The following is a 26,219-nucleotide window of genomic DNA, read 5'->3' on the forward strand; positions in this document are numbered from 1 at the left end:
GGAGGATTTATGTACGTTATACTTGTATATGATATATGCGGGGAAGGTAATGGGCAGAAGGTATTAAATAAAACTTTTAAGACTTGCAAGAAATATTTGAGTCATATCCAAAATTCCGTTTTTGAAGGGGAACTAACAGAGGCGCAAATTATGAAGTTGCATAAGGAACTAGATGCAATAATACGAAAAGAGATTGACTCGGTTATTTTGTTTCAGAGCAGGAATGAGAGATGGCTAGAAAAAAGTATGTGGGGAATGCAAGAGGATTTGACATCTAATTTTTTGTAATGATTGTCGACCTATAATAGTGTAAAAAGTATGGGGGGATGACAATCTGCATATTATCGGGCAAAAAGGTGATTTGGATTAAATAAAGAGCTTGTTTTTAGGAAAAAATTAAGGGTTAAGTAGAGGTCGACAAAATAGGTGCGTAGAAGTGCTGTGAATACAGGGCGTATGCAGGTACGGATAGAAGTAGAACCATAGTGGAATGTAAATTTATTCGCTTGCTTAAAGATGCCGAATGCAAACGGAAATAGAAGTAGAACCATAGTGGAATGTAAATAAGGATAATATGCCACTTGAGATGATTGCAGCTATTATAGAAGTAGAACCATAGTGGAATGTAAATCAAACATGGTTAACAAAAAGAATTATCAGGTTAAGATAGAAGTAGAACCATAGTGGAATGTAAATCAATAAACATTAGGCTAAGTATATGTCAATGAGGCAATAGAAGTAGAACCATAGTGGAATGTAAATATAGCACAAATGTAATTGAAGTAAATGCAGAATTACATAGAAGTAGAACCATAGTGGAATGTAAATCTCTTTATAGCATCTGATAGGATTTCTTTCAGTTTATAGAAGTAGAACCATAGTGGAATGTAAATTTGTAGCCTTGTATGTGCCTATTCTAGCACTATAACATAGAAGTAGAACCATAGTGGAATGTAAATGATATCCCCCTACATGGGTTACGCCATACATCGGCATATAGAAGTAGAACCATAGTGGAATGTAAATCGAAAAATCTATAAAGGAAGAACATGTATTGATTGATAGAAGTAGAACCATAGTGGAATGTAAATGATGTAGAGCAATATTCTATAGATGAAGCGTACGATAGAAGTAGAACCATAGTGGAATGTAAATGTGATTATTTTTGTCTGGATAACCACTCATTACATTATAGAAGTAGAACCATAGTGGAATGTAAATTTACTTCGGCAATTTTTTCATCGGTGTATGCGTTTGTATAGAAGTAGAACCATAGTGGAATGTAAATGTTAGACAGACTATTTGATGCCGGTATAGGTGCGGCAATAGAAGTAGAACCATAGTGGAATGTAAATAGCGAAAAAGACTTCCAGATTGCTAAGACGTTGGAATAGAAGTAGAACCATAGTGGAATGTAAATTAAAAACAGATGTTGATACCCTTAAGGGAAAATTTATAGAAGTAGAACCATAGTGGAATGTAAATTGTGCAGGAAGCGCATCAGCAGGCAGAGCTTGTATATAGAAGTAGAACCATAGTGGAATGTAAATAGGTGGATTTGCTTCTAACGCTTACAAGGACAAGTCATAGAAGTAGAACCATAGTGGAATGTAAATGACGGTGAAGTCTACGATGCAATCGAACAGAGCTCATAGAAGTAGAACCATAGTGGAATGTAAATATTGAAGATTTTGACTTAACACAAATTGATGAAGTATAGAAGTAGAACCATAGTGGAATGTAAATGTTACAGTTACCGAACAGCAGATTATGCAGTCATTCATAGAAGTAGAACCATAGTGGAATGTAAATATGGGAGCCAAAAACGCAGCTATCATGAGTGATAAATAGAAGTAGAACCATAGTGGAATGTAAATGTAATTGCTAAAAACATTAAAGTTTTAGCAGATGCATAGAAGTAGAACCATAGTGGAATGTAAATTAGCAACTAATATTGTTGCAGGCATAGGGCAATACCATAGAAGTAGAACCATAGTGGAATGTAAATTTATTAGAACAACGGTGGGACATGATAATAGCTTTCCATAGAAGTAGAACCATAGTGGAATGTAAATTACTAACTTTGAGTTAATGTCAGAAGCATTATTTATAGAAGTAGAACCATAGTGGAATGTAAATTTTAATTTTATTCAAATTACAAATGCGAGTGGAACGATAGAAGTAGAACCATAGTGGAATGTAAATCAAACTGAAATAGTAAGAAATAAAGTTATTGAATTAGATAGAAGTAGAACCATAGTGGAATGTAAATGTTTCATTAATTGACGAATTTCAAATTGAGTTTTAAAATAGAAGTAGAACCATAGTGGAATGTAAATAAGGTTATATATGTATTGATTACATAGGTTGTAAGCATAGAAGTAGAACCATAGTGGAATGTAAATCGTATAAGCCTCATACACGCAATTTACATCATATTCGATAGAAGTAGAACCATAGTGGAATGTAAATAAAGGTACGGTTGATAAGATTTTAAGCGGAGTAACAATAGAAGTAGAACCATAGTGGAATGTAAATGAAATATTAAGCAGCAAAAACAAGTCACAGAAAGCGATAGAAGTAGAACCATAGTGGAATGTAAATCCAATCAGCGTGCCCATATCTGCTATGGCATTTGTTAATAGAAGTAGAACCATAGTGGAATGTAAATAACTAATATCTGAAATGATATTCCACTCCTGAATATATAGAAGTAGAACCATAGTGGAATGTAAATTGGATTAGAATATCAGGCTTTAAATTCCATCCGACTATAGAAGTAGAACCATAGTGGAATGTAAATATAACTTCTCTGGTTTAGAAATCCTTGGAAACGACAATAGAAGTAGAACCATAGTGGAATGTAAATAGATAGCCATTGACTTTGCAATAGCAGAGTTGGTAATAGAAGTAGAACCATAGTGGAATGTAAATTTCATTGAATTCTATATTTTCATTTTTTTTATCATATAGAAGTAGAACCATAGTGGAATGTAAATATTTTTGTAGCTCGAGAAATCTTTAAAACTCCGTATAGAAGTAGAACCATAGTGGAATGTAAATGTATCTACTAAGTTTCTAACAAGTGACATATTTCATAGAAGTAGAACCATAGTGGAATGTAAATTCTGTTGTTAATTCAAAGTACAGCGGTTCATCCTGATAGAAGTAGAACCATAGTGGAATGTAAATTCTACTAATGTCAGTTGATTTTCTTCGCAATTTGCATAGAAGTAGAACCATAGTGGAATGTAAATAAATTTAGCTCAAGAACGGTAAACGGTGTCACATTAGATAGAAGTAGAACCATAGTGGAATGTAAATTCTATTGCTTGTTGCTCGTTCATACTCCACCTTCTTATAGAAGTAGAACCATAGTGGAATGTAAATCCAGTCGATACGATTTGTTTACCATTCCACATTCCGCCATAGAAGTAGAACCATAGTGGAATGTAAATCTAAAATTGAAGAGCTGTAATAAAAATATGCTTCCATAGAAGTAGAACCATAGTGGAATGTAAATTTCAAGAATTTTGTCTGGTCAAGAAGCCCTATTGATAGAAGTAGAACCATAGTGGAATGTAAATTTATCCACCTCCTGCGGCTTTCTTTGCCAATTTGAATAGAAGTAGAACCATAGTGGAATGTAAATATAAATATCTCCTCTTTTACACATAATATCTCTCCATAGAAGTAGAACCATAGTGGAATGTAAATTCAATGACTTCTACTATATTATCTTGATTTAACATTATAGAAGTAGAACCATAGTGGAATGTAAATTTTTCAAATGGTATCTTTTTAATCTCTTGTTTCATATAGAAGTAGAACCATAGTGGAATGTAAATTTTTATCAAAGGCCAAAATAATATTTTACTAACTAATAGAAGTAGAACCATAGTGGAATGTAAATAAAGCACTTGCCGTCCCTGTATCCATACCTATCGTTCATAGAAGTAGAACCATAGTGGAATGTAAATCTTATTGATGTTCGTGGATTTTATCAATATTACAAAAATAGAAGTAGAACCATAGTGGAATGTAAATTGATGTTGTGTCAAGGGCAATCACTTCCCTGATACTATAGAAGTAGAACCATAGTGGAATGTAAATAAATTCACTTATATACATGTCATTCCTCCTTCCGGGTATAGAAGTAGAACCATAGTGGAATGTAAATCCTTTCAAAATATCAATAAATTCTTGGTATTCAAACATAGAAGTAGAACCATAGTGGAATGTAAATTTATATGAGTTTTCATAATACCCATAATTCGCTTTTATAGAAGTAGAACCATAGTGGAATGTAAATGTACATTAAGGGGTACTTCAATGAGGTAGGCTTGCGTTATAGAAGTAGAACCATAGTGGAATGTAAATCAAAGTATGGAGTGGACATGTATTTGAAAGGAAAGCATAGAAGTAGAACCATAGTGGAATGTAAATAGATGAAATATCAAGTGATAATTTTGGCTTGTGTTCGATAGAAGTAGAACCATAGTGGAATGTAAATCTGAAAAAGTTTAGCGACTTGGCATACCGAGGATTTCATAGAAGTAGAACCATAGTGGAATGTAAATTGGACTGTACGGATTTTAACTCAAGCTCTGTGAAGCATAGAAGTAGAACCATAGTGGAATGTAAATATAGGTAGAGACAATTGGGTATATAGGCAATTCTTTATAGAAGTAGAACCATAGTGGAATGTAAATCTAACAATTCGGCGTCAACTGTAGAAGCGGAGCCAATAGAAGTAGAACCATAGTGGAATGTAAATGAGTATTCGGAATAGCGCGGCATCTTACAGACTGTATAGAAGTAGAACCATAGTGGAATGTAAATGTAACTTATATCCGCACAATTTGCATGCTTTGATATAATAGAAGTAGAACCATAGTGGAATGTAAATTGTTTTGTTATGTTTTATTTATTACTTATTATGAGTAATAGAAGTAGAACCATAGTGGAATGTAAATCAAGACGGGGTTGTTATAACATTCCTGCCAAGTACACATAGAAGTAGAACCATAGTGGAATGTAAATTCGGTTGAAAATGCTAAAGAGCGAGATAAAATAACAATAGAAGTAGAACCATAGTGGAATGTAAATTCTTGTATTTCGATTTGTTCTTTATTTTTTAGCTCTAATAGAAGTAGAACCATAGTGGAATGTAAATTTGTATTGTATGTCCTTAGACGCATTGGCTGTGGAATAGAAGTAGAACCATAGTGGAATGTAAATACGATTGGTTGGGGGCATACTGGTACAGTTGACGGAATAGAAGTAGAACCATAGTGGAATGTAAATTGACATATACTCACTTTCATTTCTAAATGATTGCATAATAGAAGTAGAACCATAGTGGAATGTAAATGAAGAGCCACCCGAGCCAGATCCAGAGCCAGACCCAGATAGAAGTAGAACCATAGTGGAATGTAAATAAACTTGTTATTGAAAACAACAAGACCGGACGGAAATAGAAGTAGAACCATAGTGGAATGTAAATTTCTTCGATGAAGAGGACTTGGAATACTACCTTAAATATAGAAGTAGAACCATAGTGGAATGTAAATTTTCTCCTCAAGAAATACAACTGAATTAATAATTCAGATAGAAGTAGAACCATAGTGGAATGTAAATTAACGATAGGCGATTACAATCAGACAAACGAACCAAATAGAAGTAGAACCATAGTGGAATGTAAATTGATTAGTAATTAAACTTGTAGCCATAAAAAAGCCATAGAAGTAGAACCATAGTGGAATGTAAATTAGCGTTCAACGCTTTCTCCTCGTTCGTAGTTCCATAGAAGTAGAACCATAGTGGAATGTAAATAGAACACATTTAATATCACTTTTATTTATGAGTGTTATAGAAGTAGAACCATAGTGGAATGTAAATTATGACCTTCCGCCAACTGGTGGTAGTGGTGAGGTATAGAAGTAGAACCATAGTGGAATGTAAATGTTGGATTCAAAAACTAAGTCATTTTGTATATTTTATAGAAGTAGAACCATAGTGGAATGTAAATTTATTTGATACCTAACACCTTTAGTCATTTATCATTATAGAAGTAGAACCATAGTGGAATGTAAATATTGTTATTGTTTTATATCCTCTTACACCAGTCTGTTATAGAAGTAGAACCATAGTGGAATGTAAATTCATATTTCCTACTAAATGAATAATTTCCTTCTGTAATAGAAGTAGAACCATAGTGGAATGTAAATCTGAATTCTATCGGAGCGACACAGAAATGGACTAACCATAGAAGTAGAACCATAGTGGAATGTAAATAAAAGTAGAGAAGAATTTAAATCTGGGATAAATTGTATAGAAGTAGAACCATAGTGGAATGTAAATTTTCTTATTTCAATTTTTTATAACCAATTTAGTGCATAGAAGTAGAACCATAGTGGAATGTAAATTTTATTGAAAAGATTTTAGAATATATGGAAAACCTTATAGAAGTAGAACCATAGTGGAATGTAAATGAAGCAGATAGGCGAGAAATCGAAAACACTTACAATAGAAGTAGAACCATAGTGGAATGTAAATCTTGCTCGTAGTAAGACGATTACTAAAATCGATTGGCATAGAAGTAGAACCATAGTGGAATGTAAATTTTTCAAAAGCGGAGCTAAAAGGCGAAGACATTTCATAGAAGTAGAACCATAGTGGAATGTAAATATATTTATTAAATTATAATCATTAGTTCTTAAAGTATAGAAGTAGAACCATAGTGGAATGTAAATCGTAATACAAGGGGTTTCATCACCGTTCTTTACATCATAGAAGTAGAACCATAGTGGAATGTAAATAACATAAATGCCGTCTTTTACAAACTGAGAAACAGTATAGAAGTAGAACCATAGTGGAATGTAAATTAAATAATAGTCAAGCAATAACGCTACATCAAAATTAATAGAAGTAGAACCATAGTGGAATGTAAATATTATTCTTATCATATTAAAATAATACTTCATAATAATAGAAGTAGAACCATAGTGGAATGTAAATTCATATGAACTAACCATACCACTCCGCAAGCCTCCATAGAAGTAGAACCATAGTGGAATGTAAATTTGAGTGCAAGATTTAACTTTGACATCGGTATTCCAGATAGAAGTAGAACCATAGTGGAATGTAAATCCTTTATGGTTTAACTCATTACTCTTCGTCATCCACATAGAAGTAGAACCATAGTGGAATGTAAATAGATAAGTTAAACTTCTTAGGAAAGAAAAAGGATAAGATAGAAGTAGAACCATAGTGGAATGTAAATGCAAAGGAATGTCAAATAAATATGGTGTACCAGAAGAATAGAAGTAGAACCATAGTGGAATGTAAATTGTACTCCGGTGATGGTTCAAAACCTTCAAGCTCTTATAGAAGTAGAACCATAGTGGAATGTAAATTAACATGTTTAGATAGCCATGTCCACGCATCAGTATTATAGAAGTAGAACCATAGTGGAATGTAAATATGGATTGCACAATTGCGGTTGATATGGCTAATAGAATAGAAGTAGAACCATAGTGGAATGTAAATGTGGATATGCCTTATGTTCGATTTTCAATTAATACTGATAGAAGTAGAACCATAGTGGAATGTAAATACAACAGGTGCCGTGGCAACTGTATCAAGTGACTCACATAGAAGTAGAACCATAGTGGAATGTAAATCTAGAAGGACAATTATTGCGTGCAGAAAGTAACTGATAGAAGTAGAACCATAGTGGAATGTAAATGTTCGAGAAGCTGGTATAAATATTTTTTCTTCCTGATAGAAGTAGAACCATAGTGGAATGTAAATCTTTGACATCTTCCCTTATATTCCTGAGATCGTTTTTATATAGAAGTAGAACCATAGTGGAATGTAAATTCGCTTATATCCGTATTTTTAAAATTTGCCGTAATCGATAGAAGTAGAACCATAGTGGAATGTAAATTATCATATTTTTTCGTCTCTCTATCCGCTCGGATATATAGAAGTAGAACCATAGTGGAATGTAAATGCGGGCACAATTAGAAGCTGGAAAAACCGGTATTCAATAGAAGTAGAACCATAGTGGAATGTAAATATTGAATTGCAGATTTGATTCATTGTGGAAACCCCCAATAGAAGTAGAACCATAGTGGAATGTAAATAAGTGTTAAAGGCTTCCCTGAGTGGTCAGACAATCGTATAGAAGTAGAACCATAGTGGAATGTAAATTCTCTTCCTTAATTCTTCTGTTAAGTCTTCAAATGTATAGAAGTAGAACCATAGTGGAATGTAAATACAGGAGATGACCAGTTCATCAAGTATTATAACAACATAGAAGTAGAACCATAGTGGAATGTAAATTTTTTAAACTCAATTCCTAATTTGTCGCACATTTCATAGAAGTAGAACCATAGTGGAATGTAAATGAAACGAAGAGGTGTATAGAAGAGAAGCACTTTTGGAGATAGAAGTAGAACCATAGTGGAATGTAAATAATATTACGGAGTAGGCTCTTCTTCGATTTTCTCAATAGAAGTAGAACCATAGTGGAATGTAAATCTTACAGAGACACTTATTGAAGCGTTAGAAGAATCATAGAAGTAGAACCATAGTGGAATGTAAATTAAATAGCGGCTCATACCATTCAACTGTGTCTCCATAGAAGTAGAACCATAGTGGAATGTAAATATATATTAAAGGTTATTTTAACGAAGTCGGCTTGCATAGAAGTAGAACCATAGTGGAATGTAAATCTTGATTTTGAAAAAGGTTTTAAAGTTGAAATTTCATAGAAGTAGAACCATAGTGGAATGTAAATATCGTCTTGGTCGGGTAATACTTCGTTCCATTCCAATAGAAGTAGAACCATAGTGGAATGTAAATAATTAATTGACACAGACAAAGAGAAAACAATATACTATAGAAGTAGAACCATAGTGGAATGTAAATCGGAATGATATCCTTTGCCCCGTTGGCTTGTAAACACATAGAAGTAGAACCATAGTGGAATGTAAATAAACAAAGATACGATGATTGGCTTTATAATGATGCTGATAGAAGTAGAACCATAGTGGAATGTAAATAAGTAAAATCCGTCCATATAATTTTCCTCCTTCAAACATAGAAGTAGAACCATAGTGGAATGTAAATTAAAGAGTTAGTATTTTCATTAAGCGTTTCACAAGCATAGAAGTAGAACCATAGTGGAATGTAAATGAAGAATATGAACCTGTGATATATAACGAACAGCAAATAGAAGTAGAACCATAGTGGAATGTAAATTATTTATGTCTAGATCCGAAATTGCTGATTATAAAAATAGAAGTAGAACCATAGTGGAATGTAAATGGATATGGAATAGGGTATGGAAAAAGCGCTGTCAATAGAAGTAGAACCATAGTGGAATGTAAATACGATTGTTGTTGTTGCTATGAAACCACCCGATAAGATAGAAGTAGAACCATAGTGGAATGTAAATAAGGATGATTGGCAAGTATGGTTTTATCGCTTATAACATAGAAGTAGAACCATAGTGGAATGTAAATAAGGTAAAAGGTCCNACAGTTTTGAAGGTATAAACCTTTATAATCCTTGATAGCTCAATGGTAGAGCACACGGCTGTTAACCGTGGTGTTGTAGGTTCGAGCCCTACTCAGGGAGTTAAAATGGCTCCATGGTCAAGCGGTTAAGACACCGCCCTTTCACGGCGGTAACAGGGGTTCAAATCCCCTTGGAGTCACTTTGTTCGTGTGCCGACGTGGCTCAATTGGCAGAGCAGCTGATTTGTAATCAGCAGGTTATCGGTTCGAGTCCGATCGTCGGCTTTGGAAGTGAATATTGTTATTAGAGAAATTTGGACCTTTAGCTCAGTTGGTTAGAGCAATCGGCTCATAACCGATCGGTCCTGGGTTCGAGTCCCCGAAGGTCCATTTATTAAAATTTTTCTGAATTATGTAAGGCCCGATGGCTCAGTTGGTTAGAGCGCCGCCCTGTCACGGCGGAGGTCGTGGGTTCGAGTCCCATTCGGGTCGTTTTTTAACTAAATATTGTTTTTTACCCATGGGATCTTAGCTCAGCTGGGAGAGCATCTGCCTTACAAGCAGAGGGTCACAGGTTCGAGCCCTGTAGGTCCCATTACTTATTAAATATACATTGTGTGTTTAATTAGTAGATAACCATATGCTTGATTGATATTGAGCGACGAATGGTTTTGCCGGCGTGGCGGAACTGGCAGACGCACAGGACTTAAAATCCTGCGGGACTTATACTCCCGTACCGGTTCGATTCCGGTTGCCGGCAGTAAGCAATAGAAATTCTATTGCTCTTATAATTATTGATATGCAAAAAGCAATATTGATAAACATTATATCATGTGCGATTAGCTCAGCTGGATAGAGCGTCTGGCTACGGACCAGAAGGTCGGGAGTTCGAATCTTCTATCGCACGCTATTTACCCTATACAAACTGTATAGGGTATTTTTGAATCATAGGTTTCTATTAGAAATGCAGGAGGAGATCACATGAATATATTAGTCAGTGCATGTCTGCTGGGAGTGGAATGCAGATACGACGGCACAGGAAAACTGGTGAAAGAGATAGAATGCCTGAAGGAAAAACATAATTTAATTCCAGTTTGTCCCGAGATATACGGAGGATTGTCGACACCCAGGGAACCGGCGGAGAAGTGTGGAAATGCTGTTTTGACAAGAACAGGCAAAGACGTCACGTATCATTATGAAAAAGGGGCAGAAGAGGTCTTGAAGCTTGCGAAAATGTTTGACTGCTCTGTGGCTATATTGAAGAAAAGGAGTCCTTCCTGCGGAAGCGGTGAAGTTTATGACGGTACTTTTGCAGGAAGGCTTGTAAAAGGCGATGGTATTTTGACGAAACGATTGAAGGAAAATAAAATTCAAGTGTTTGGTGAAGGAGATATTGAAATTCAAAATTTATAAATATTAAAAGCTTACAAAACAGATGTTTTGGGGCTATATAATGGCTAAATAGTTTAAAAAAACAGTTTTAAATTTGTTTTTAGAGGATAGCCGAGTGAGGTTAAAGTTTCGGAAAGTGCTTCCAGAGTAAGGGCAACGTCCTCTACATTGCAGTTTTCTCCCATATGTCCTATGCGGATCACTTTATCCTTCAAGGAGTCAAAGCTTCCCGCAAGCAGTATATGATAGCTTTCTTTTAAAGTGGAAAGAATATCCTGGCAATTTATAATGTCGGGGACCCGGATTACTGTAACGGTGTTAGAGTAGCCGTTTTCCAGATTAAGTTGTAGCCCGGAAAGCTCTACAGCGTAGCGCACGGCAGTTCCGATCTGACTGTGCCTTTTATAAATATCCGAGTCGTCTGCGATATTGTCAAGAGCAGCTTTTAAGCCATAGATATCGCTGATTGGCATCGTGTATGGGAACCATTTATTTTTATAATAATCTCTAAAATTCAAAATATTAGCATAATAAGAAGCGATAGGTGTCCGCCGGTTTTGCATAATGGAAAGTGCAGCCTCGCTTACGGCGAGTAAAGTAAGCCCCGGAGGAGCAGATATTACCTTCTGAGAACCACCGCATATGATATCGATATTGCTATCATCTACATATACGGGCTCACCGAACATTGCAGAGACAGAGTCGACAACGGTTAGGATGTTATATTGGTGGAGCAGAGGACATATTTTGCTGATATCGTTTAGCACACCGCTTGGCGTGTCGCAATGGACAAGTGTTGCATATTTAAAATTATGATTTTTTTCTAAAAAGTTTGCGAGTCTTTCTACATCAAGGGCAGTTTTATAATCGGCTGTGTAGTAGGTAGGAATACCGCCATACATCGTGACAAAATCCCCGAACCCTTTTCCGTAAACACCGTTGTCAATGACAAGCACCTTATCGCCTGGTTCCGTCAAAGAAGCACATGCAGCTTCCAGACCGAGGATTCCTTCCCCACCCATAATATATACAGGATTTTTGGTGTGAAGAAGTGTGCCGATAAGCTGGCATACCTCTTTATAATAGTCATAAAATTCCAAGTCAAAATCGGGACTTGAAGTTTCAAAGCTTCTGGCAAGGCGGACATTTTCTCTTACCTGAGTTGGACCGGGAGTCATTAATTTAATCATTTTTGTAACCCCTTTCTAAGTGGATTGATGAGTGGAAATACAACGACAGCAGCGATTGCCACTTGAAGGATATTGCCCGGAATAGAGGCGATGGGGGTAACTACGTTTTGGTATAAAATAACTTCTGCAATGTAGTAGCCTGCTACTTTAATTACACATGCGGCTCCCATTGCAATTGCCTGATAGAATGATTCGTTTTTCTTTTCTGTAATTGCACCGACGGTATAACCCATAAGTCCCACGATGACAAAGGTAAAAGGGGCCCATAAGGTCCAGCCTGAAAGTAAATCGAATAATCCCATACCAAAAGCTCCGGCTATGACACCGGTACGTTTTCCAAACAGTATTGCTGCTATAAATAACGGAACATTTCCAAGGTGTATAAGACCTCCATTGGCTGCGATAGGTAATTTAACATTAATGAACGAGGTGGCAACAAGTGTTAAGGCAATAAACATACCATTTAAAGCCAGTGAGTATAGGTTTACTTGTGGTTTTGCAGTTGTGTTAGTCTGATTCATAATAAATTCCTTTCTTTTCAGTTTAAAAGTTAAGCGTTTTTTGTGTTACAGATTAATTATGTAGTATCATACAAGAAAGATGGTATATTTAAAATAACCAGATTTGATAAAATTAACCATACCAGTTTTGTGTTAATGAATTAATTGTGAAAATGTAGTATTTTCCGAAACAATAGTATATAATAAAACGAAATAGGTAATAAAAGAATTTGGCTTCTGGTATTTAGGAGGAAAGATGGACAAGTACGATTTTTTAAATAAATTGAGGGAAGCTTTGGAGGGAGAAGTAAGCCAAAGCATAATAGAGGAAAACATTTCATACTACAGCACCTATATCGACAGTGAAATCCGAAAAGGAAAGAGTGAAGCGGAGGTGTTGCAGCTTTTGGGCGAGCCGAGACTGATTGCGAAGACAATTATTGACACGAATGGCAGCGCAAGCACAGGAAGAACATATACTTACAGCAATGAAGCGGCGGGGGAAAGTCAGGAAAATAATGCACAGGGCGGCTTTCATGCGTCGTATAATGAACAGGGCGGCGTAGACTTTAAATATGGGAAATTTAAGATTAATACATGGTATGTCAAGATGGCACTCATTATTTTAGTGATTGCGATTTTGTGCATAGTTGGTAGGATTGCTCTTGCTATTCTTCCGATTATATTTCCGATTGTTGTAATCTTTGCGTTAGTTTCTTATTTTACAGGGAATAGAAGATAGAAATATAGATGTGCATTCACGAAAAAGGACTAGGTCGGCTATGACCTAGTCCTTTTTTCATATCATGAAAATTCCTACAAAGTTTTTACTTTTCTTATCTGGAAATCCATTCACGTATTTCATCAATTTTCATAAGAATTGGAAGCAAGGCAAGGGCAATTACGATGCCGGCAACGCCCTGTGCTAAATTAAAAGGGATTCCCGCAGCGGAAGCAGTAACGGCAGCCGCTAACGACGAGGAAGAACTGCTTTGTGCTGCAATCATAGTAAGAAATATTTCATAAGCAAAATATCCAAAGACCATAAAAAGTTCAGCTGGTATGCCTGCAACCAAAGTTTTAGCAGAGAATTTCAGTTTGGAACGATGGAACAAAAATCCTGCGATCATCGCAGTAACTGCTTTAATTATCAGGGTTGCAGGGGCAAAGGAGGCGTACCCGGAAAAGATATCGGCAAACATCGAGCCGATACCGGCAGATAAGGCGCCGCCCAAAGGACCTAAAATAATTCCGCACAGGAGGACGAGACCATCACCCAGATGAATGTAGCCAAAGGTGGGGGTAGGAAATTTGATTGCCATGGTTGCTACAGTAGTAAAAGCGGCAAGCAAAGCGCCGATTACCAGTTTTTTTGTCTTATTATTCATAACATTCCTCCATATATATCATAATTCACTTATAAGCTTCCATCATTATACATAAGGAGTGGTATATGTAAAATAGCCAGTTTTATAAAATATAACAATGCCAGTTAGGGGTAAAGGAAGATACCATAGACTAAAAATACAAAGATCAAAGGCTTGGTAGGGGAGCTACCAAGCCTTCAATGAGGGGAGTATAAATAATTAATAAGGGGTTATATAATGTAAAAAAAATTCTTTGAAGGGTAAATTCTTTTTACATTTATGATTATAATATATCATGTCAAAAAAAGCAATATAAAATATAAAAAAAGTGAATTATGTAAGGAATGATAATTAATCTACATTTTGAGACATATGTTTTGTGCATAATAAATAGAAAAGAAGAGATAATAGAACATGTAAATAAAACATTCATTTATAGGAGGAATCAAAATGACAAAGTCAAATAGCAACAATTCCAGTAATTCAAACAGCACAAACGCTTCAAAATCATCCAATTCATCCAAGAATGCAAGTGACTATACTTCAAAAAGCACCAATAAGGGAAGTAGCAGCAAAACTTCATCCACGGATACAACACAGTCATCCTATTCAAGCAACAGAGAGTCTTCAAAAAACTCCAGCAATAAGATGAATTAATCAGAGCGGCTTTTGTCAAAGTAAAAACAGATAGGAGTGATGGAGAGACCATCGCTCCTATCTGTTTTTACATAAAAGGAAGGGTTGTATATAAGGTTGTAAGGATAATTTAATTAACATTTAAGAAACAAATGTAAGAAAATAGAATATAATAGGGTTAAGAAAATAAGGTAGTTTGAAAATGAAATTTGAAACCATATCAGCCAGAGAGCTTGATTATTTTGTAAATAAAAGTGAGTTTTTGATTGTAGATTTGCGTGAGCCTGAAGATTATAAAAAAGGACATATAGCCGGAGCTGTGTACATGGACTATGATGATATAGAAAACAACTGTGTTTCCCTGCCTCGTGATAAAATTATAGTGATGTATTGTGACAGAGGAGGATTGAGTTTGATGGCAGTGAGGAAATTAAGTGCAATGGGCTACCGGACAATCAGTGTTATCGGAGGATTAAGAGCGTACAAGGGAAAATATTTTATGTAAAGCAGAAAATGATTGACAGTGTATTTGCTGGGGGATAGTATAGAAGGAAAGAACGATTTTTAGATTATAATGAAGTACATCGGAGGATTTTAAAGTGAAATTAATGTTTGCGTCAGATATACATGGCTCTGCCTATTATTGTGAAAAGATGCTTCAGGCATACAAGGAGGAGGGAGCAGATAAGCTTATTCTTCTAGGGGATCTGCTCTATCACGGTCCAAGGAATGACCTGCCAAGAGAATATGAGCCCAAAAAAGTGCTTGCTCTCCTAAACTCCATCAAGGAAGAAATCTGTGCAGTGCGGGGAAACTGCGATGCGGAGGTTGACCAGATGGTATTGGAGTTCCCAATTATGGCAGATTATGCGATTATTTATTATGAGGGAAGAATGATTTATGCTTCCCATGGTCATATACACGGTTATGATAATTTACCGCCCCTAAAGGACGGCGATATTTTTATTCAGGGACACACCCATGTCTTTATGGCAAAGGAGGAAAACAATAAAATATTGTTGAATCCGGGATCTATTTCTTTGCCAAAGGAAAATAACGAGCCGACTTATGGTATAATAGAGCAAAGTGAATTTTTGATAAAAAATTTTGAAAAAAATGTCATAAAGAAGATTACACTCAAAGAACGAAATGGAGAAATATAGAAAATATGAAGAGATATCAACTTGTTGTACCTTGCCACTTTGGTTTGGAGGCAGTTTTAAAAAGAGAAATTATTGACTTAGGCTATGAGATAAGTCTGGTAGAAGACGGAAGAGTAACCTTTGAGGGAGATGCCGAGGCAATTTGCCGTGCAAATGTTTTCCTTCGAAGCGCGGAGCGTGTATTATTACAGGTTGCTAAATTCAAAGCAGTTACCTTTGAAGAACTGTTTCAAAATGTAAAAGCGATTGAGTGGGAGGAGTATATTCCGGCAGACGGAAAGTTCTGGGTAACCAAAGCTTCCAGTGTAAAGAGTAAACTTTTTAGTAGCTCGGATATACAGTCCATTGTAAAAAAAGCGATGGTTGAGCGGTTAAAACAAAAATATAATGTCACATGGTTTGAGGAGGACGGTGCATCCTACCCGCTTCGTGTGTTTATTATAAAGGATGAGGTGACAATCGCAATTGATACGACCGGTGACTCCTTACATAAAAGAGGATATCGGCAGCATTCAGCGATTGCACCGATATCGGAGACACTGGCGGCGGCTCTTATCATGCTGACACCGTGGAATAAGGATAGAATTTTGGTAGATCCATTCTGCGGCAGCGGTACATTTCCGATTGAGGCTGCTATGATTGGGGCGAATATTGCGCCGGGTATGAACCGTTCTTTCCTTGCGGAAAGCTGGACAAACCTGATTGACAAAAAAGAGTGGTATGAGGTGGTCAATGAAGCAAATGATTTAATCTGCCATGATGTGGAGATGGATATTCAGGGCTATGACATTGACGATGCCGTTGTCAAGAACGCGAGAGAGAATGCAAAGCTGGCAGGGGTTGACCAGCACATTCATTTCCAGAGAAGATCCGTCAGTGATTTGAACCATCCGAAAAAATACGGCTTCATCATCTCAAACCCGCCTTATGGTGAGAGACTGGAGGATAAAAAGGATTTACCCCTTCTCTATCAGGAAATCGGAGAGGGAATGAGACGATTGGATTCATGGTCGACCTATCTGATTACGAGCTATGAAGAGGCAGAAAAATACATCGGAAGAAAAGCGGACAAAAACCGCAAGCTGTACAATGGAATGATAAAAACATATTACTATCAGTTTATGGGACCAAAGCCTAAGAAAAAGTAGGGGATAATATTGAGATATTCGATTAAATATGTTGTTTTTGCCATGATAATCATGGTAATCGGCAATGTAAAAATAAATATGTTTACTTCGGATAATAGCCTTGTAAAAGGTGAACGCGAAGTCTATGGGCAAAGTTTGTGGAATTCTTATATTTCAGACAGCGTGAACGACAAAAAGATTACGCTGTTAATAGACGGAACGGAGGCAGATATCAGCCAAAGAGAAATATTCATGGATGAAAACCTGAATATTATGATTTCCTATAAAAAGCTGGGGCAAAATTTTAACTGCTCGGTGAATCTGTATGACAGTGACAGATTAGTACTGGAAAAATACAATACAACGATAGAGATGGTATTAAATTCGGGTACGGCATATGTAAATGACAGCGAAGTGGAGATGAGTTCCCCTGTATATACAGGGGAGGGCGATGTATATGTGCCGCTTGAACTGGTTGCAAAGGAACTGAATTATGATTACCAGTGGGATATTGTCAATAATCAGATTTTAACGATAAATAATGCCTCGAATATTCAGATTGTGCCCTATGCCTACGATATGAGAAATGTCTATCGAAACAGTACAGTCAAGAATCAGGGCAGATTTGGAACCTGTTGGGCATTTGCCTCTCTGACAGCAATTGAGAGTGCTCTTTTGCCGGAGGAAAGTCTGGAGCTTTCGCCTGACCATATGACGCTGAAGAACAGCTTCAGTGCTTCACAAAATGACGGCGGAGAATATACGATGGCAACCGCCTATCTGACAAGTTGGCAAGGACCCGTCTATGAAGCAGACGATCCCTACGGGGACGGAGTATCACCGGACAATCTGACTGCGGTAAAGCATGTGCAGGAAGTTCAGATTATTCCGGAAAAAAATTATGAGAAAATCAAGGAAGCCGTATATAAATATGGCGGAGTTCAATCCTCGTTGTATCTATCCCTGGCAAGCCCTACAAGCAGCTCAGTGTATTATAATCGTGACGATTATGCATATTGCTATAAGGGAGAGGCTAAGCCAAACCATGATGTTGTAATCATTGGCTGGGATGACAATTACCCGAAAGAAAATTTTAATATGGATCTGGAGGAGGACGGAGCCTTCATCTGCCAGAATAGCTGGGGTGAAAGTTTTGGTGACAACGGAGTTTTTTATATTTCGTATTATGATGTTAACATTGGAATACATAATGTAGTATATTCTTTGGTAGAGGATACAGATAATTATGATAATATTTACCAGTCAGACTTGTGCGGCTGGGTTGGCCAGCTTGGCTACGGCAGAGAAAGCGTGTACTTTGCGAATGTGTACACGGCAGGCGGAAAGGAAAGCATTGATGCGGCAGGTTTTTATGCGACGGGAGGAAATACCGAATATGAAATCTACTATATTAAGGATTTTACTGATACCACCTCGTTTGATGTGCCAAACCGGAAGTTTATAAAAAAGGGAAAGTTTGAAAATGCCGGCTTTTACACCGTAGAATTTCCTGAGCCGGAAGAGGTAGAAGAGGGAGAACGATTTGCAGTTATGATATACATTACAACGCCTAATTCCGTGCATCCTGCGGCAATTGAATACAATGCGGACGAGTCCACGAAAAATGTTGATTTAAGCGATGGAGAGGGCTACATTAGTAACCGGGGAAATGGTTGGGACAGCGTTGAGGAGACGCAGAGCTGCAATTTATGCTTAAAGGTTTACACAAAGGATATTGAATAGAACACAGCGGTAACGAGAGGAGTACTTTTACTGAATGACTTTAGAAGAAAAACTAATCAGAAAAACGGCTATCGGGAGTATATTATTTGCCATCGGGGTTTCTGTTATATTGTTTAAGCTGCCCGGACAGGCGGTAATTGAGACAATATTCGAACAAGAGCCTGTCTCAGAGGAAGAAACGTTGACGGAAACGGATTTGAATTCCTTTGGTGAGACCAAGATAACCGATGTAGAAAATAAGCGGGTAAGCTATTTAAAAATTCCTCTTCCAAGTGAGGTAAATGAAGCAGATATTAAAATTGAAAACAGTTATATTAATCAGACAATTATAATTTCAATCAGCAATATTGATAAAAATTTTTTTAGTGATAATCCTTTAAATGGGAGCAGCGATCACATCAGTGATATTGTTTATGATCAGGGTGAGGGAGTGGCGCAGGTGGAGCTGGTTATGGACGGCGTATATGAATACGACGCTGATTTTTCCGATGGCAGCCTGAATATGAGTTTTATAGAGCCAAAGAGCATATATGATAAAATAGTTGTGATAGATGCCGGTCATGGCAGTTATGACAATGGAGCGGAGTATTTTAACACAAAGGAGAAGGACATTAATCTGGCAGTTGTGTTAAAATTAAAGGAACTACTGGATGCATCGGATATCAAAGCATATTATACAAGATTGGACGACACCAAACCGACCAATCTGACACGTGTAAATTTTGCAAACGGCATGGAAGCGGATTTTTTTATCAGTGTACATAACAATGGAGACACAAAGGCATCAAGCTCGGCGGGCACGGAAGTGCTTTACAATGAAAAGGAAGCAGAGTCGGATTTTGGAAGCAAGCAGCTGGCACAGCTTTGTCAGGATGAGTTGGTGAGCCTGCTAGGTTCAAGGGACAGAGGAATTGTGGCAGGTACTGAGAGAGCAGCGGTAATCAATCATGCCGAAATAGCGGCAGCATTGGTGGAAATTGGATTTATTAGCAATCAGGCAGAGGTGGCAAAGCTGAACACGGAGAGCTATCAGGAAAAAGCGGCGCAAGCAATTTACAATGCGCTTGTGAAGGCTTTTGAAGAGAGAGACGGCGTGAGTGCAAGTGGCACAGAAGCAAGCGAGGAACAGGAGAATTAGTATGAAGCAGAAAATTATATTTGCGACGGGAAACGAGGGGAAAATGAAGGAGGTCAGGGAGATACTGGCGGACCTTGGAATGGAAGTGCTTTCTTTGAAGGAAGCCGGTATTGACATTGATATTGAGGAAAACGGGGCAACCTTTGAGGAAAATGCGTTAATCAAAGCAAATGAAATTAAAAAGCTTGTAGACTGCATTGTATTGGCGGATGATTCAGGACTTGAGGTAGATTATCTGAATAAGGAGCCGGGAATTTATTCTGCGCGTTATATGGGGGAAGATACTTCTTACACAGTAAAAAATAATAACATTTTGGAGCGGCTTGCCGGAGTGCCAGAGGAAATGCGGACGGCACGCTTTGTTTGTGCTATTGCGGCGGCTTTTCCGGATGGGGCGACGCATACGACAAGGGCAACGATAGAAGGCATTATCGGTGATAAAATAGAGGGAGAAAATGGTTTTGGATACGATCCTATCTTTTATTTGCCGGAGTACCATTGTACGACTGCACAGCTTAGTATGGAGCAAAAAAATGAATTGAGCCACAGAGGGAAGGCACTGCGTGCAATGAAAGAGTTTCTTGGAAAAGGGGAAAACAGATGAAGGTATTAATTGTGAGCGATACCCACCGGCAGAACAAAAATCTGTTTGAGGTAATGAAAAAGGTTGGACCCATTGATTTACTGATACATTTAGGCGACAGTGAAGGCAGCGAGCTGGAGATTGAGCTGGAGGCAGACTGCCCGGTTGAGATGGTCGCAGGAAACAATGACTTTTTTTGTGATTTGGAGAAGGAAAAAGCAATTCAAATTGGAAAATACAGGGTCCTTTTAACACACGGACATTTTTATTATGTGAGCGTGGGGACTGAAAATATCAAAACGGAAGCACGTGCAAGGCAGTATGATATCGTTATGTTTGGACATACGCACAGACCTCTTTTAGAGATAGAGGATGATATTATCGTGCTCAATCCGGGAAGTCTCTCCTATCCAAGGCAGGAAAGAAGAGTGCCGACCTATGCGATTATGGAGCTTGACAGCAAGGGCGAGGCACATTTTACAATCAATGAGTATAAGAGTAGTTGAAGAGCAGGCCCAACATATGGGTTAATGATAAAAGAGAAACTAAAAAATTGGAAAAAACGATTACTACCGAATGGTAGGTGGAGGTAGGCTTGAGTAATAAAATGGAGAAGGAAGTTCAAAATATTGTGGACTTAATCATAAAGGATTACACAAAGGAGAGCGCAATTAATAAAGGTGATCTCTGCAATCAGCCATATAAAGAGGAGATTATTTCTATCATTCAGAATTTACAGTATATTATTTTCCCGGGATACTTCGGCCATAAAGTGTTAAAATGCTACCATGTGGAGTATCAGCTTGGCGCTACGATTGAAGATGTAACCTACAAGCTGAATAGGCAGATAAGCTTTGCGCTGCGTTACAGCCCGGATTATATCGGCAAAGCGAAGGAGATTGTGGATGAGGCAGCAGAGGAGATTACGATTTCCTTTATGAAAAAAATTCCGGAGATAAGAGACTGTCTTGAAACTGATGTACAGGCGGCGTATGAGGGAGATCCCGCGGCATATAGCAAGGATGAGATTATATTTTCTTATCCGGGCATCTATGCGGTTATGATTAACCGTATCGCACATGAGCTTTATAAGCTTCAGGTGCCTCTTATTCCGCGAATTATGACGGAGCATGCTCACAGCGTTACCGGAATTGATATTCATCCGGGTGCGACAATCGGAAAATACTTTTTTATTGACCACGGAACGGGCATTGTAATTGGTGAGACAACCCAAATCGGTGAGCATGTGAAAATTTATCAGGGCGTTACGCTTGGTGCTGTTTCGACAAAGGGCGGTCAGACCTTAAAGGGACAAAAACGACATCCGACAATCGAGGACGGCGTTACAATCTATTCAGGAGCTTCCATTCTCGGCGGAAATACAATTATCGGGGAAGAGGTTGTAATCGGCAGTAATGCCTTTGTAACAGGCTCTGTGCCGAGTAAAACGAAGGTCAGCACAAAGAACCCTGAGCTGCAGTTTAAAACAAGCTCAAAGGCAGAATTTGAAGTGAAAGAACTGATACAAAATGGGTTCTTGGATTATATTATTTAAAGGTGAGTCATGAATGAGTGAAATTGAGAAAAATAAAGGTTGTATGTAACATAAAGTGAAACTTAATTCAGGTGTGGTTTTATCACAGCTGAATTTTAGTTGAACTTATCTGGGAACGTACCGTTATTGTTTAAATTGATTGAATTTTCTGAAATATAAAAATTTTTTAAATTAAACATGTAATTGTGGAGAACAAGGTAAAAATGGTACAGAAAAATAGCTGAAACAGGCATAAACACTAGAAAGTGGTGAAAATGAAAAAAGTTTTAAAAATGTGTTGACATTATTGGAACTGTAAGATATAATATATCTTGCGTCACCGGTGAGCGGTGAGAAATGCAGTAAATAGCGGGGTGTGGCTCAGCTTGGCTAGAGCACCTGGTTTGGGACCAGGGGGTCGCAGGTTCGAATCCTGTCACCCCGATTTACAACTTAATATTGATATGCGGGTGTAGTTCAATGGTAGAACACTAGCCTTCCAAGCTAGATACGTGGGTTCGATTCCCATCACCCGCTTAGTGATATGAATTTTCTTCGGACAAGTTTTATCACACAATAAAAATCTTGACATGTGTTTGTAGCTCAGCTGGATAGAGCAACGCCCTTCTAAGGCGTGGGTCGGGGGTTCGAATCCCTTCAAGCACATTTTTTTTCGTCATTTTGCATATGGTGGGTATAGCGCAGTTGGTTAGCGCGCCAGATTGTGGCTCTGGAGGCCGAGGGTTCGAATCCCTCTATCCACCTTGTTTTTTATTATAGGAAAACGAATAATGGGCTATCGCCAAGCGGTAAGGCACAGGATTTTGATTCCTGCATTCGCTGGTTCAAATCCAGCTAGCCCAGCTAGTTTAACAACGTAAAGGTTGTTTTTCTATTTACGGGATATTAGCTCAGTTGGTAGAGCACTTGACTTTTAATCAAGTTGTCCGGGGTTCGAATCCCCGATGTCTCATTTGTTGTCGAAGATAACATAAGCGGATGTGGCGGAACTGGCAGACGCGCTAGACTTAGGATCTAGTGGGAGACCGTGCAGGTTCGATTCCTGTCATCCGCAGGAAATAAGGAGTTTCAAGACTTTGAAAAAGGTTTTGGGGCTCTTTTTTTAGTGGTTAGTACTGCAACTACTACTGCAACGGGAAAAATAAAAGAAAAAGCTTGGAGAAACAAATAAATTTAGTAACAGTTTTTCTGTAAGTTATATATGGGGAGAGATAGACAAAACTATGTAGGATACCGTATAGAAAAAACATAGCATGATAAATATACATGTTAATTAACATGTATATTTATTGATTATCTATAAAATAGAGGGTATAATAGTAAAAAAGGAGTGATTCGATATGCCAAATATAAAGCCAGTATCCGATTTAAGAAATTATACGGAAGTATTAAAAGAGGTAAGTATAGACAATCCAGTATATCTTACAAGGAATGGAAGAGGAGAATATGCTATTGTAAAGATAGAAGAGCTGGATCGATTAAAAGCAGTTCAGAAGCTGTTTGGAGCGTTAGAGAAAGGAGAAGCATCTGCAAGAGAGGAAGGCTGGATTACGGCTGACCAAGTGGAAGCTGAACTGGGGTTGTAGAGAATGAGACAAATTCAATATTCTCCGGAAGCAAGACAAAAGTTAGTGAAAATAAAGAATGAGGTTAGCATTAAGTACGGAGAAGAAAAAGCAAAGAGTATTTTAAACCGAATTACAAAGAACATTAGAAATTTAGAGAGGTTAGTAAATAGAAAGTGGGCAGCCCACCTTTCACCAGCGAATTAAACAAACCAGAAACCGAAATTTATATTCGTTGTTTGTTAAGCATTGCATTATTACTATGGGTTATTCAATATGAACAATAGAGTTTTAGGAGGTAATAAAAATGATAGATGTTAAATATAAAAGAGATGAAAGTAGTAAAAACGAGATAGAAAGAGTAATAATAAATGGAATTTATGATAAAGAATCCTATCATTCAAAATTCTTAAATAATAGTGTTAGCATATATAATCAAGAAATTATTAATATTTTATTAGCCGAAAAAACAAAAGAACTTGTTAAATATTTTGGACAATTATCAATACCTATGGATGTAAAATATTATCCGACATCTATATCCGAGCATGATTGGAGCGACATTATTTTAGTCAAGGAAAGTGATGGAATAAAATTACAATTTAGCTTTCAATATGATACTGATGAATGGAAAAATACATATTCTCTTAATGATTTCGGCGAACATATGGAACTATTTTGTAATGATGATATATTAATAGAATATGAGCAAGAAGATGAAGAAATGATTGGTAATGGATTTAGGTTATTTAAAACTATAGAAAGTATAGATAATACTTATGGAGATGTTATTGATAAATTTAGCTTTGAAGTTAATGTTTTATTTGAAAAGGTTATAGATAGTCTAGTAAAAATCCATTTACAAAATTCCATTAATTTTGAGTTTTCAGTAAGTAATGATATCAAAATAGCCTGTGAACAATATTTAACATATTTTATTCAATTTTTGGAAGATCTCGGCGTGCAAGCGAATTCTAAAATATCCAGTGAATCACAAAAAATTTTATTTTCAGTATTACCAAATGACCCTGATATAGCCTTAGAAAATATTAAAGAAGCTCTTGATGTTTATTTACAATTGCCAATGTACATAGATGAAAGTAACACACTAAATAAAAATGATGTAGCAGTTCTTCAATTACAGTCAAACATTAGCCATTTGAATTCGCAATTAGCATTAGCCAAGGCTACAATGATTGCGCAAGAGAAAACAATAGCTGCTTTAGAATTAATAAGTACCGAAAAAATTAAAAATGCGGAAAATAAAAATGAAGAGAAAATACTTAATGGATTATTAACTATTACTGAATATGAAAAAAAATGTATTAAAATAAATATTCCTGAAATTCTAAGAACATTGAAAAGAAAATTTAAATAGTCATATAATTCTAATGTAATATATAGACCTAAGCCTATTTGCTTTTATAAGAGGGCATTGCTCTGTGGTTTTATGTATTTATCTATCCTTACTCATATCGATGGATATGAATAAAAATATGTTGATTGTACTAAAACGAGTGAATGAATATAGGAAACAAATAGTAATATTAGTATTGATAGTATTTAAAAATACTGTAAACACAATTATAGTATTAATTGAGTAACAAAGATATTAAGTAATTGATATATGCATATGTGATGTTTATACCACAATATTTTTGAGAACACTTTTGAGAACATTTGTTAGATGAAGTGCTGAATTCCCTTTCTTTATAGTGTTTTTGGACACATAGTAAGGTTCAATTCCTGTCATCCGCAGTACCAAGGGTTTAAACGATTTTTATGTGTAGTAAAAAAATGCGTGTAGCCCAAAATGTAGCCAGCTAAACAGCTGGCTATTTTTTTTCTTCATCATCATTTTTCTTGGGTTCAAATATTTTATTTATGTTATCTGCAGCCGTTCGGTTCATATCTTCGAGCACGCGTTGATATACATTTTTTAACGTTCCAACTTGACTGTGACCCAAACCCTCCGAATATGATTGAGGCATCCATCGCGTAATTACTTTTTGATTAATCGGCGGCAAATTAATGTTGTAATATTCCTCCAAGGTTTTTGTAACATAAGCAGGCGTAACAATTGTTCTTTTGCTTGTAATAGTCTTGGGTTTCTTTTCAATATTTTTATCGAAACGCACCGCTGTTGTTTCGATTGATATAGTATTGTTCTCAAAATCTATATTTTTCCATTTCAACCCAAACATTTCACCCCTTCTAAGTCCACATCCAGCACCTAGCACAATGGGGATTTCGTCATCAGTTCCCTTGACAGCATTTAATAGTTTTAAAAATTGCGCCTCGTTGTATACGTTTGGTTTATATATTTTTTTTCTAGCCCAAACAACGCTATTAGCTGGTTTTTTTCTTATATAATCGTTCTTAACTGCGTAAGTAAATACCGACTTAAGAAAACCGTTTAATTTTCTTACAGTATTAATGCTAACAGTATTTTTATCGTTACCCTCATTGTTCAGCTTGTATTTATAAAACCTGTCAAGGTCGATGGGTTTTATGTCTATTAGTTTTTTCATTAAAGTAAGGCTTAAAATGTTTATCTATATACATTTTGTATAAGGCTTGTGTGGTTTCCTTCCATTTTACGCTGCATACATCGCAATAGGTATTTAAAAAGCCAATCAAAGTATCTTTGCTTGGCTATATATTCGCTCAAGTCCATCTGACGAATAAATTCGTTTGATTTGTATTTAACTTCTTGTCATGCTTTTCCATAAA

19 protein-coding genes, 15 tRNA genes and 1 CRISPR repeat array are annotated in these 26,219 nt (G+C 36.7%); of the genes, 29 read left to right on the forward strand and 5 right to left on the reverse strand.

Annotated elements, in window-relative coordinates:
- Positions 1–9 precede the first annotated feature (9 nt).
- The 10 genes from cas2 to CTY48_RS18730 all read left to right on the forward strand — a co-directional run bounded on the left by cas2 (position 10) and on the right by CTY48_RS18730 (position 10,940).
- Positions 10–288, forward strand: a complete 279-nt coding sequence (gene cas2, locus CTY48_RS18685; protein WP_099469957.1) for a CRISPR-associated endonuclease Cas2 — start codon at positions 10–12, stop codon at positions 286–288.
- 180 nt (positions 289–468) lie between these two features.
- A CRISPR array of direct repeats spans positions 469–9,533; the repeat unit is 30 nt; unit sequence ATAGAAGTAGAACCATAGTGGAATGTAAAT.
- A 43-nt stretch (positions 9,534–9,576) separates the two neighbouring features.
- Positions 9,577–9,648 (forward strand) — tRNA-Asn (locus tag CTY48_RS18690).
- A gap of 7 nt (positions 9,649–9,655) precedes the next feature.
- Positions 9,656–9,727 (forward strand) — tRNA-Glu (locus tag CTY48_RS18695).
- Positions 9,728–9,739: 12 nt separating this feature from the next.
- Positions 9,740–9,812, forward strand: a tRNA-Thr gene (locus tag CTY48_RS18700).
- A gap of 31 nt (positions 9,813–9,843) precedes the next feature.
- Positions 9,844–9,917 (forward strand) — tRNA-Ile (locus tag CTY48_RS18705).
- Between the two features lie 28 nt (positions 9,918–9,945).
- Positions 9,946–10,019 (forward strand) — tRNA-Asp (locus CTY48_RS18710).
- Between the two features lie 30 nt (positions 10,020–10,049).
- Positions 10,050–10,122, forward strand: a tRNA-Val gene (locus tag CTY48_RS18715).
- A 78-nt stretch (positions 10,123–10,200) separates the two neighbouring features.
- Positions 10,201–10,287, forward strand: a tRNA-Leu gene (locus CTY48_RS18720).
- Positions 10,288–10,360: 73 nt separating this feature from the next.
- Positions 10,361–10,434: transfer RNA gene (locus tag CTY48_RS18725), tRNA-Arg, on the forward strand.
- Between the two features lie 74 nt (positions 10,435–10,508).
- Complete coding sequence (locus CTY48_RS18730) at positions 10,509–10,940, forward strand: DUF523 domain-containing protein (RefSeq protein WP_099469958.1); 432 nt, start codon at positions 10,509–10,511, stop codon at positions 10,938–10,940.
- A gap of 53 nt (positions 10,941–10,993) precedes the next feature.
- Here the strand turns inward: CTY48_RS18730 and CTY48_RS18735 are convergent, their stop codons facing one another.
- Positions 10,994–12,109: a pyridoxal-phosphate-dependent aminotransferase family protein gene (locus CTY48_RS18735; protein ID WP_099469959.1), complete on the reverse strand. Its 1,116-nt coding sequence runs from the start codon at positions 12,107–12,109 to the stop codon at positions 10,994–10,996.
- Positions 12,106–12,630 carry an ECF transporter S component gene (locus tag CTY48_RS18740; RefSeq protein WP_099469960.1) on the reverse strand — a complete coding sequence of 175 codons (525 nt, stop codon included), beginning with the start codon at positions 12,628–12,630 and terminating at the stop codon, positions 12,106–12,108. The genes CTY48_RS18735 and CTY48_RS18740 overlap by 4 nt, the downstream gene beginning before the upstream one ends.
- A 235-nt stretch (positions 12,631–12,865) precedes the next feature.
- Here CTY48_RS18740 and CTY48_RS18745 point away from each other — a divergent pair, with 235 nt between their 5' ends.
- Entirely contained in the window at positions 12,866–13,351 is a 486-nt protein-coding gene (locus tag CTY48_RS18745; protein WP_099469961.1) for a DUF1700 domain-containing protein, read from the forward strand.
- A gap of 94 nt (positions 13,352–13,445) precedes the next feature.
- Here CTY48_RS18745 and CTY48_RS18750 read toward each other — a convergent pair whose 3' ends face one another.
- Positions 13,446–13,997 (reverse strand): ECF transporter S component, encoded by a 552-nt coding sequence (locus tag CTY48_RS18750; protein ID WP_099469962.1) that lies wholly within the window; start codon positions 13,995–13,997, stop codon positions 13,446–13,448.
- A gap of 429 nt (positions 13,998–14,426) precedes the next feature.
- Here CTY48_RS18750 and CTY48_RS18755 point away from each other — a divergent pair, with 429 nt between their 5' ends.
- The 18 genes from CTY48_RS18755 to CTY48_RS18845 all read left to right on the forward strand — a co-directional run bounded on the left by CTY48_RS18755 (position 14,427) and on the right by CTY48_RS18845 (position 24,864).
- A complete protein-coding gene (locus CTY48_RS18755) occupies positions 14,427–14,633 on the forward strand; it encodes a hypothetical protein (protein ID WP_099469963.1) in 207 nt (68 codons plus the stop codon).
- A gap of 181 nt (positions 14,634–14,814) precedes the next feature.
- Positions 14,815–15,117: a rhodanese-like domain-containing protein gene (locus CTY48_RS18760; RefSeq protein ID WP_099469964.1), complete on the forward strand. Its 303-nt coding sequence runs from the start codon at positions 14,815–14,817 to the stop codon at positions 15,115–15,117.
- A gap of 94 nt (positions 15,118–15,211) precedes the next feature.
- Positions 15,212–15,775 carry a phosphodiesterase gene (gene yfcE, locus CTY48_RS18765; protein WP_099469965.1) on the forward strand — a complete coding sequence of 188 codons (564 nt, stop codon included), beginning with the start codon at positions 15,212–15,214 and terminating at the stop codon, positions 15,773–15,775.
- 5 nt (positions 15,776–15,780) lie between these two features.
- Positions 15,781–16,923, forward strand: coding sequence for a THUMP domain-containing class I SAM-dependent RNA methyltransferase (locus CTY48_RS18770; RefSeq protein ID WP_099469966.1), 1,143 nt, complete (start codon positions 15,781–15,783; stop codon positions 16,921–16,923).
- A 9-nt stretch (positions 16,924–16,932) separates the two neighbouring features.
- Positions 16,933–18,645, forward strand: a complete 1,713-nt coding sequence (locus tag CTY48_RS18775) for a lectin like domain-containing protein (RefSeq protein ID WP_099469967.1) — start codon at positions 16,933–16,935, stop codon at positions 18,643–18,645.
- A gap of 34 nt (positions 18,646–18,679) precedes the next feature.
- Complete coding sequence (locus tag CTY48_RS18780; RefSeq protein WP_099469968.1) at positions 18,680–19,783, forward strand: N-acetylmuramoyl-L-alanine amidase family protein; 1,104 nt, start codon at positions 18,680–18,682, stop codon at positions 19,781–19,783.
- Position 19,784: 1 nt separating this feature from the next.
- Positions 19,785–20,387, forward strand: coding sequence for an XTP/dITP diphosphatase (locus CTY48_RS18785; RefSeq protein ID WP_099469969.1), 603 nt, complete (start codon positions 19,785–19,787; stop codon positions 20,385–20,387).
- A complete protein-coding gene (locus tag CTY48_RS18790) occupies positions 20,384–20,872 on the forward strand; it encodes a YfcE family phosphodiesterase (RefSeq protein ID WP_099469970.1) in 489 nt (162 codons plus the stop codon). The genes CTY48_RS18785 and CTY48_RS18790 overlap by 4 nt, the downstream gene beginning before the upstream one ends.
- A gap of 89 nt (positions 20,873–20,961) precedes the next feature.
- The gene (gene epsC / locus CTY48_RS18795; RefSeq protein WP_236355028.1) at positions 20,962–21,921 is read left to right on the forward strand and encodes a serine O-acetyltransferase EpsC; all 960 of its coding nucleotides are present in this window, start codon (positions 20,962–20,964) and stop codon (positions 21,919–21,921) included.
- Between the two features lie 349 nt (positions 21,922–22,270).
- Positions 22,271–22,345: transfer RNA gene (locus CTY48_RS18800), tRNA-Pro, on the forward strand.
- Between the two features lie 21 nt (positions 22,346–22,366).
- A tRNA-Gly gene (locus CTY48_RS18805) sits at positions 22,367–22,437 on the forward strand.
- 55 nt (positions 22,438–22,492) lie between these two features.
- A tRNA-Arg gene (locus CTY48_RS18810) sits at positions 22,493–22,566 on the forward strand.
- Positions 22,567–22,590: 24 nt separating this feature from the next.
- Positions 22,591–22,664: transfer RNA gene (locus CTY48_RS18815), tRNA-His, on the forward strand.
- A 28-nt stretch (positions 22,665–22,692) separates the two neighbouring features.
- Positions 22,693–22,764: transfer RNA gene (locus CTY48_RS18820), tRNA-Gln, on the forward strand.
- A gap of 36 nt (positions 22,765–22,800) precedes the next feature.
- A tRNA-Lys gene (locus CTY48_RS18825) sits at positions 22,801–22,873 on the forward strand.
- Positions 22,874–22,895: 22 nt separating this feature from the next.
- Positions 22,896–22,975 (forward strand) — tRNA-Leu (locus CTY48_RS18830).
- 286 nt (positions 22,976–23,261) lie between these two features.
- Positions 23,262–23,507 carry a type II toxin-antitoxin system prevent-host-death family antitoxin gene (locus tag CTY48_RS18835; protein ID WP_099469972.1) on the forward strand — a complete coding sequence of 82 codons (246 nt, stop codon included), beginning with the start codon at positions 23,262–23,264 and terminating at the stop codon, positions 23,505–23,507.
- A gap of 286 nt (positions 23,508–23,793) precedes the next feature.
- The gene (locus CTY48_RS18845; RefSeq protein WP_099469974.1) at positions 23,794–24,864 is read left to right on the forward strand and encodes a hypothetical protein; all 1,071 of its coding nucleotides are present in this window, start codon (positions 23,794–23,796) and stop codon (positions 24,862–24,864) included.
- 457 nt (positions 24,865–25,321) lie between these two features.
- Here CTY48_RS18845 and CTY48_RS18850 read toward each other — a convergent pair whose 3' ends face one another.
- Positions 25,322–26,017: a site-specific integrase gene (locus CTY48_RS18850; RefSeq protein WP_099469975.1), complete on the reverse strand. Its 696-nt coding sequence runs from the start codon at positions 26,015–26,017 to the stop codon at positions 25,322–25,324.
- A complete protein-coding gene (locus CTY48_RS20110) occupies positions 25,980–26,126 on the reverse strand; it encodes a tyrosine-type recombinase/integrase (RefSeq protein WP_099469976.1) in 147 nt (48 codons plus the stop codon). Before CTY48_RS20110 ends, CTY48_RS18850 begins: the two co-directional genes overlap by 38 nt.
- Between the last annotated feature and the right edge of the window lie 93 nt (positions 26,127–26,219).

Source organism: Konateibacter massiliensis (assembly GCF_900184995.1).
Taxonomy (GTDB): domain Bacteria; phylum Bacillota; class Clostridia; order Lachnospirales; family Lachnospiraceae; genus Lachnotalea; species Lachnotalea massiliensis.

What these genes read in the sequence shown, in the direction of transcription:
- cas2 (WP_099469957.1), top strand. Translation starts at nt 10, where the DNA reads ATGTACGTTATACTTGTATATGATATATGCGGGGAAGGTAATGGGCAG.
- CTY48_RS18730 (WP_099469958.1), top strand. Translation starts at nt 10,509, where the DNA reads ATGAATATATTAGTCAGTGCATGTCTGCTGGGAGTGGAATGCAGATAC.
- CTY48_RS18735 (WP_099469959.1), bottom strand. Translation starts at nt 12,109, where the DNA reads ATGATTAAATTAATGACTCCCGGTCCAACTCAGGTAAGAGAAAATGTC.
- CTY48_RS18740 (WP_099469960.1), bottom strand. Translation starts at nt 12,630, where the DNA reads ATGAATCAGACTAACACAACTGCAAAACCACAAGTAAACCTATACTCA.
- CTY48_RS18745 (WP_099469961.1), top strand. Translation starts at nt 12,866, where the DNA reads ATGGACAAGTACGATTTTTTAAATAAATTGAGGGAAGCTTTGGAGGGA.
- CTY48_RS18750 (WP_099469962.1), bottom strand. Translation starts at nt 13,997, where the DNA reads ATGAATAATAAGACAAAAAAACTGGTAATCGGCGCTTTGCTTGCCGCT.
- CTY48_RS18755 (WP_099469963.1), top strand. Translation starts at nt 14,427, where the DNA reads ATGACAAAGTCAAATAGCAACAATTCCAGTAATTCAAACAGCACAAAC.
- CTY48_RS18760 (WP_099469964.1), top strand. Translation starts at nt 14,815, where the DNA reads ATGAAATTTGAAACCATATCAGCCAGAGAGCTTGATTATTTTGTAAAT.
- CTY48_RS18770 (WP_099469966.1), top strand. Translation starts at nt 15,781, where the DNA reads ATGAAGAGATATCAACTTGTTGTACCTTGCCACTTTGGTTTGGAGGCA.
- CTY48_RS18780 (WP_099469968.1), top strand. Translation starts at nt 18,680, where the DNA reads ATGACTTTAGAAGAAAAACTAATCAGAAAAACGGCTATCGGGAGTATA.
- CTY48_RS18785 (WP_099469969.1), top strand. Translation starts at nt 19,785, where the DNA reads ATGAAGCAGAAAATTATATTTGCGACGGGAAACGAGGGGAAAATGAAG.
- CTY48_RS18790 (WP_099469970.1), top strand. Translation starts at nt 20,384, where the DNA reads ATGAAGGTATTAATTGTGAGCGATACCCACCGGCAGAACAAAAATCTG.
- CTY48_RS18835 (WP_099469972.1), top strand. Translation starts at nt 23,262, where the DNA reads ATGCCAAATATAAAGCCAGTATCCGATTTAAGAAATTATACGGAAGTA.
- CTY48_RS18845 (WP_099469974.1), top strand. Translation starts at nt 23,794, where the DNA reads ATGATAGATGTTAAATATAAAAGAGATGAAAGTAGTAAAAACGAGATA.
- CTY48_RS18850 (WP_099469975.1), bottom strand. Translation starts at nt 26,017, where the DNA reads ATGAAAAAACTAATAGACATAAAACCCATCGACCTTGACAGGTTTTAT.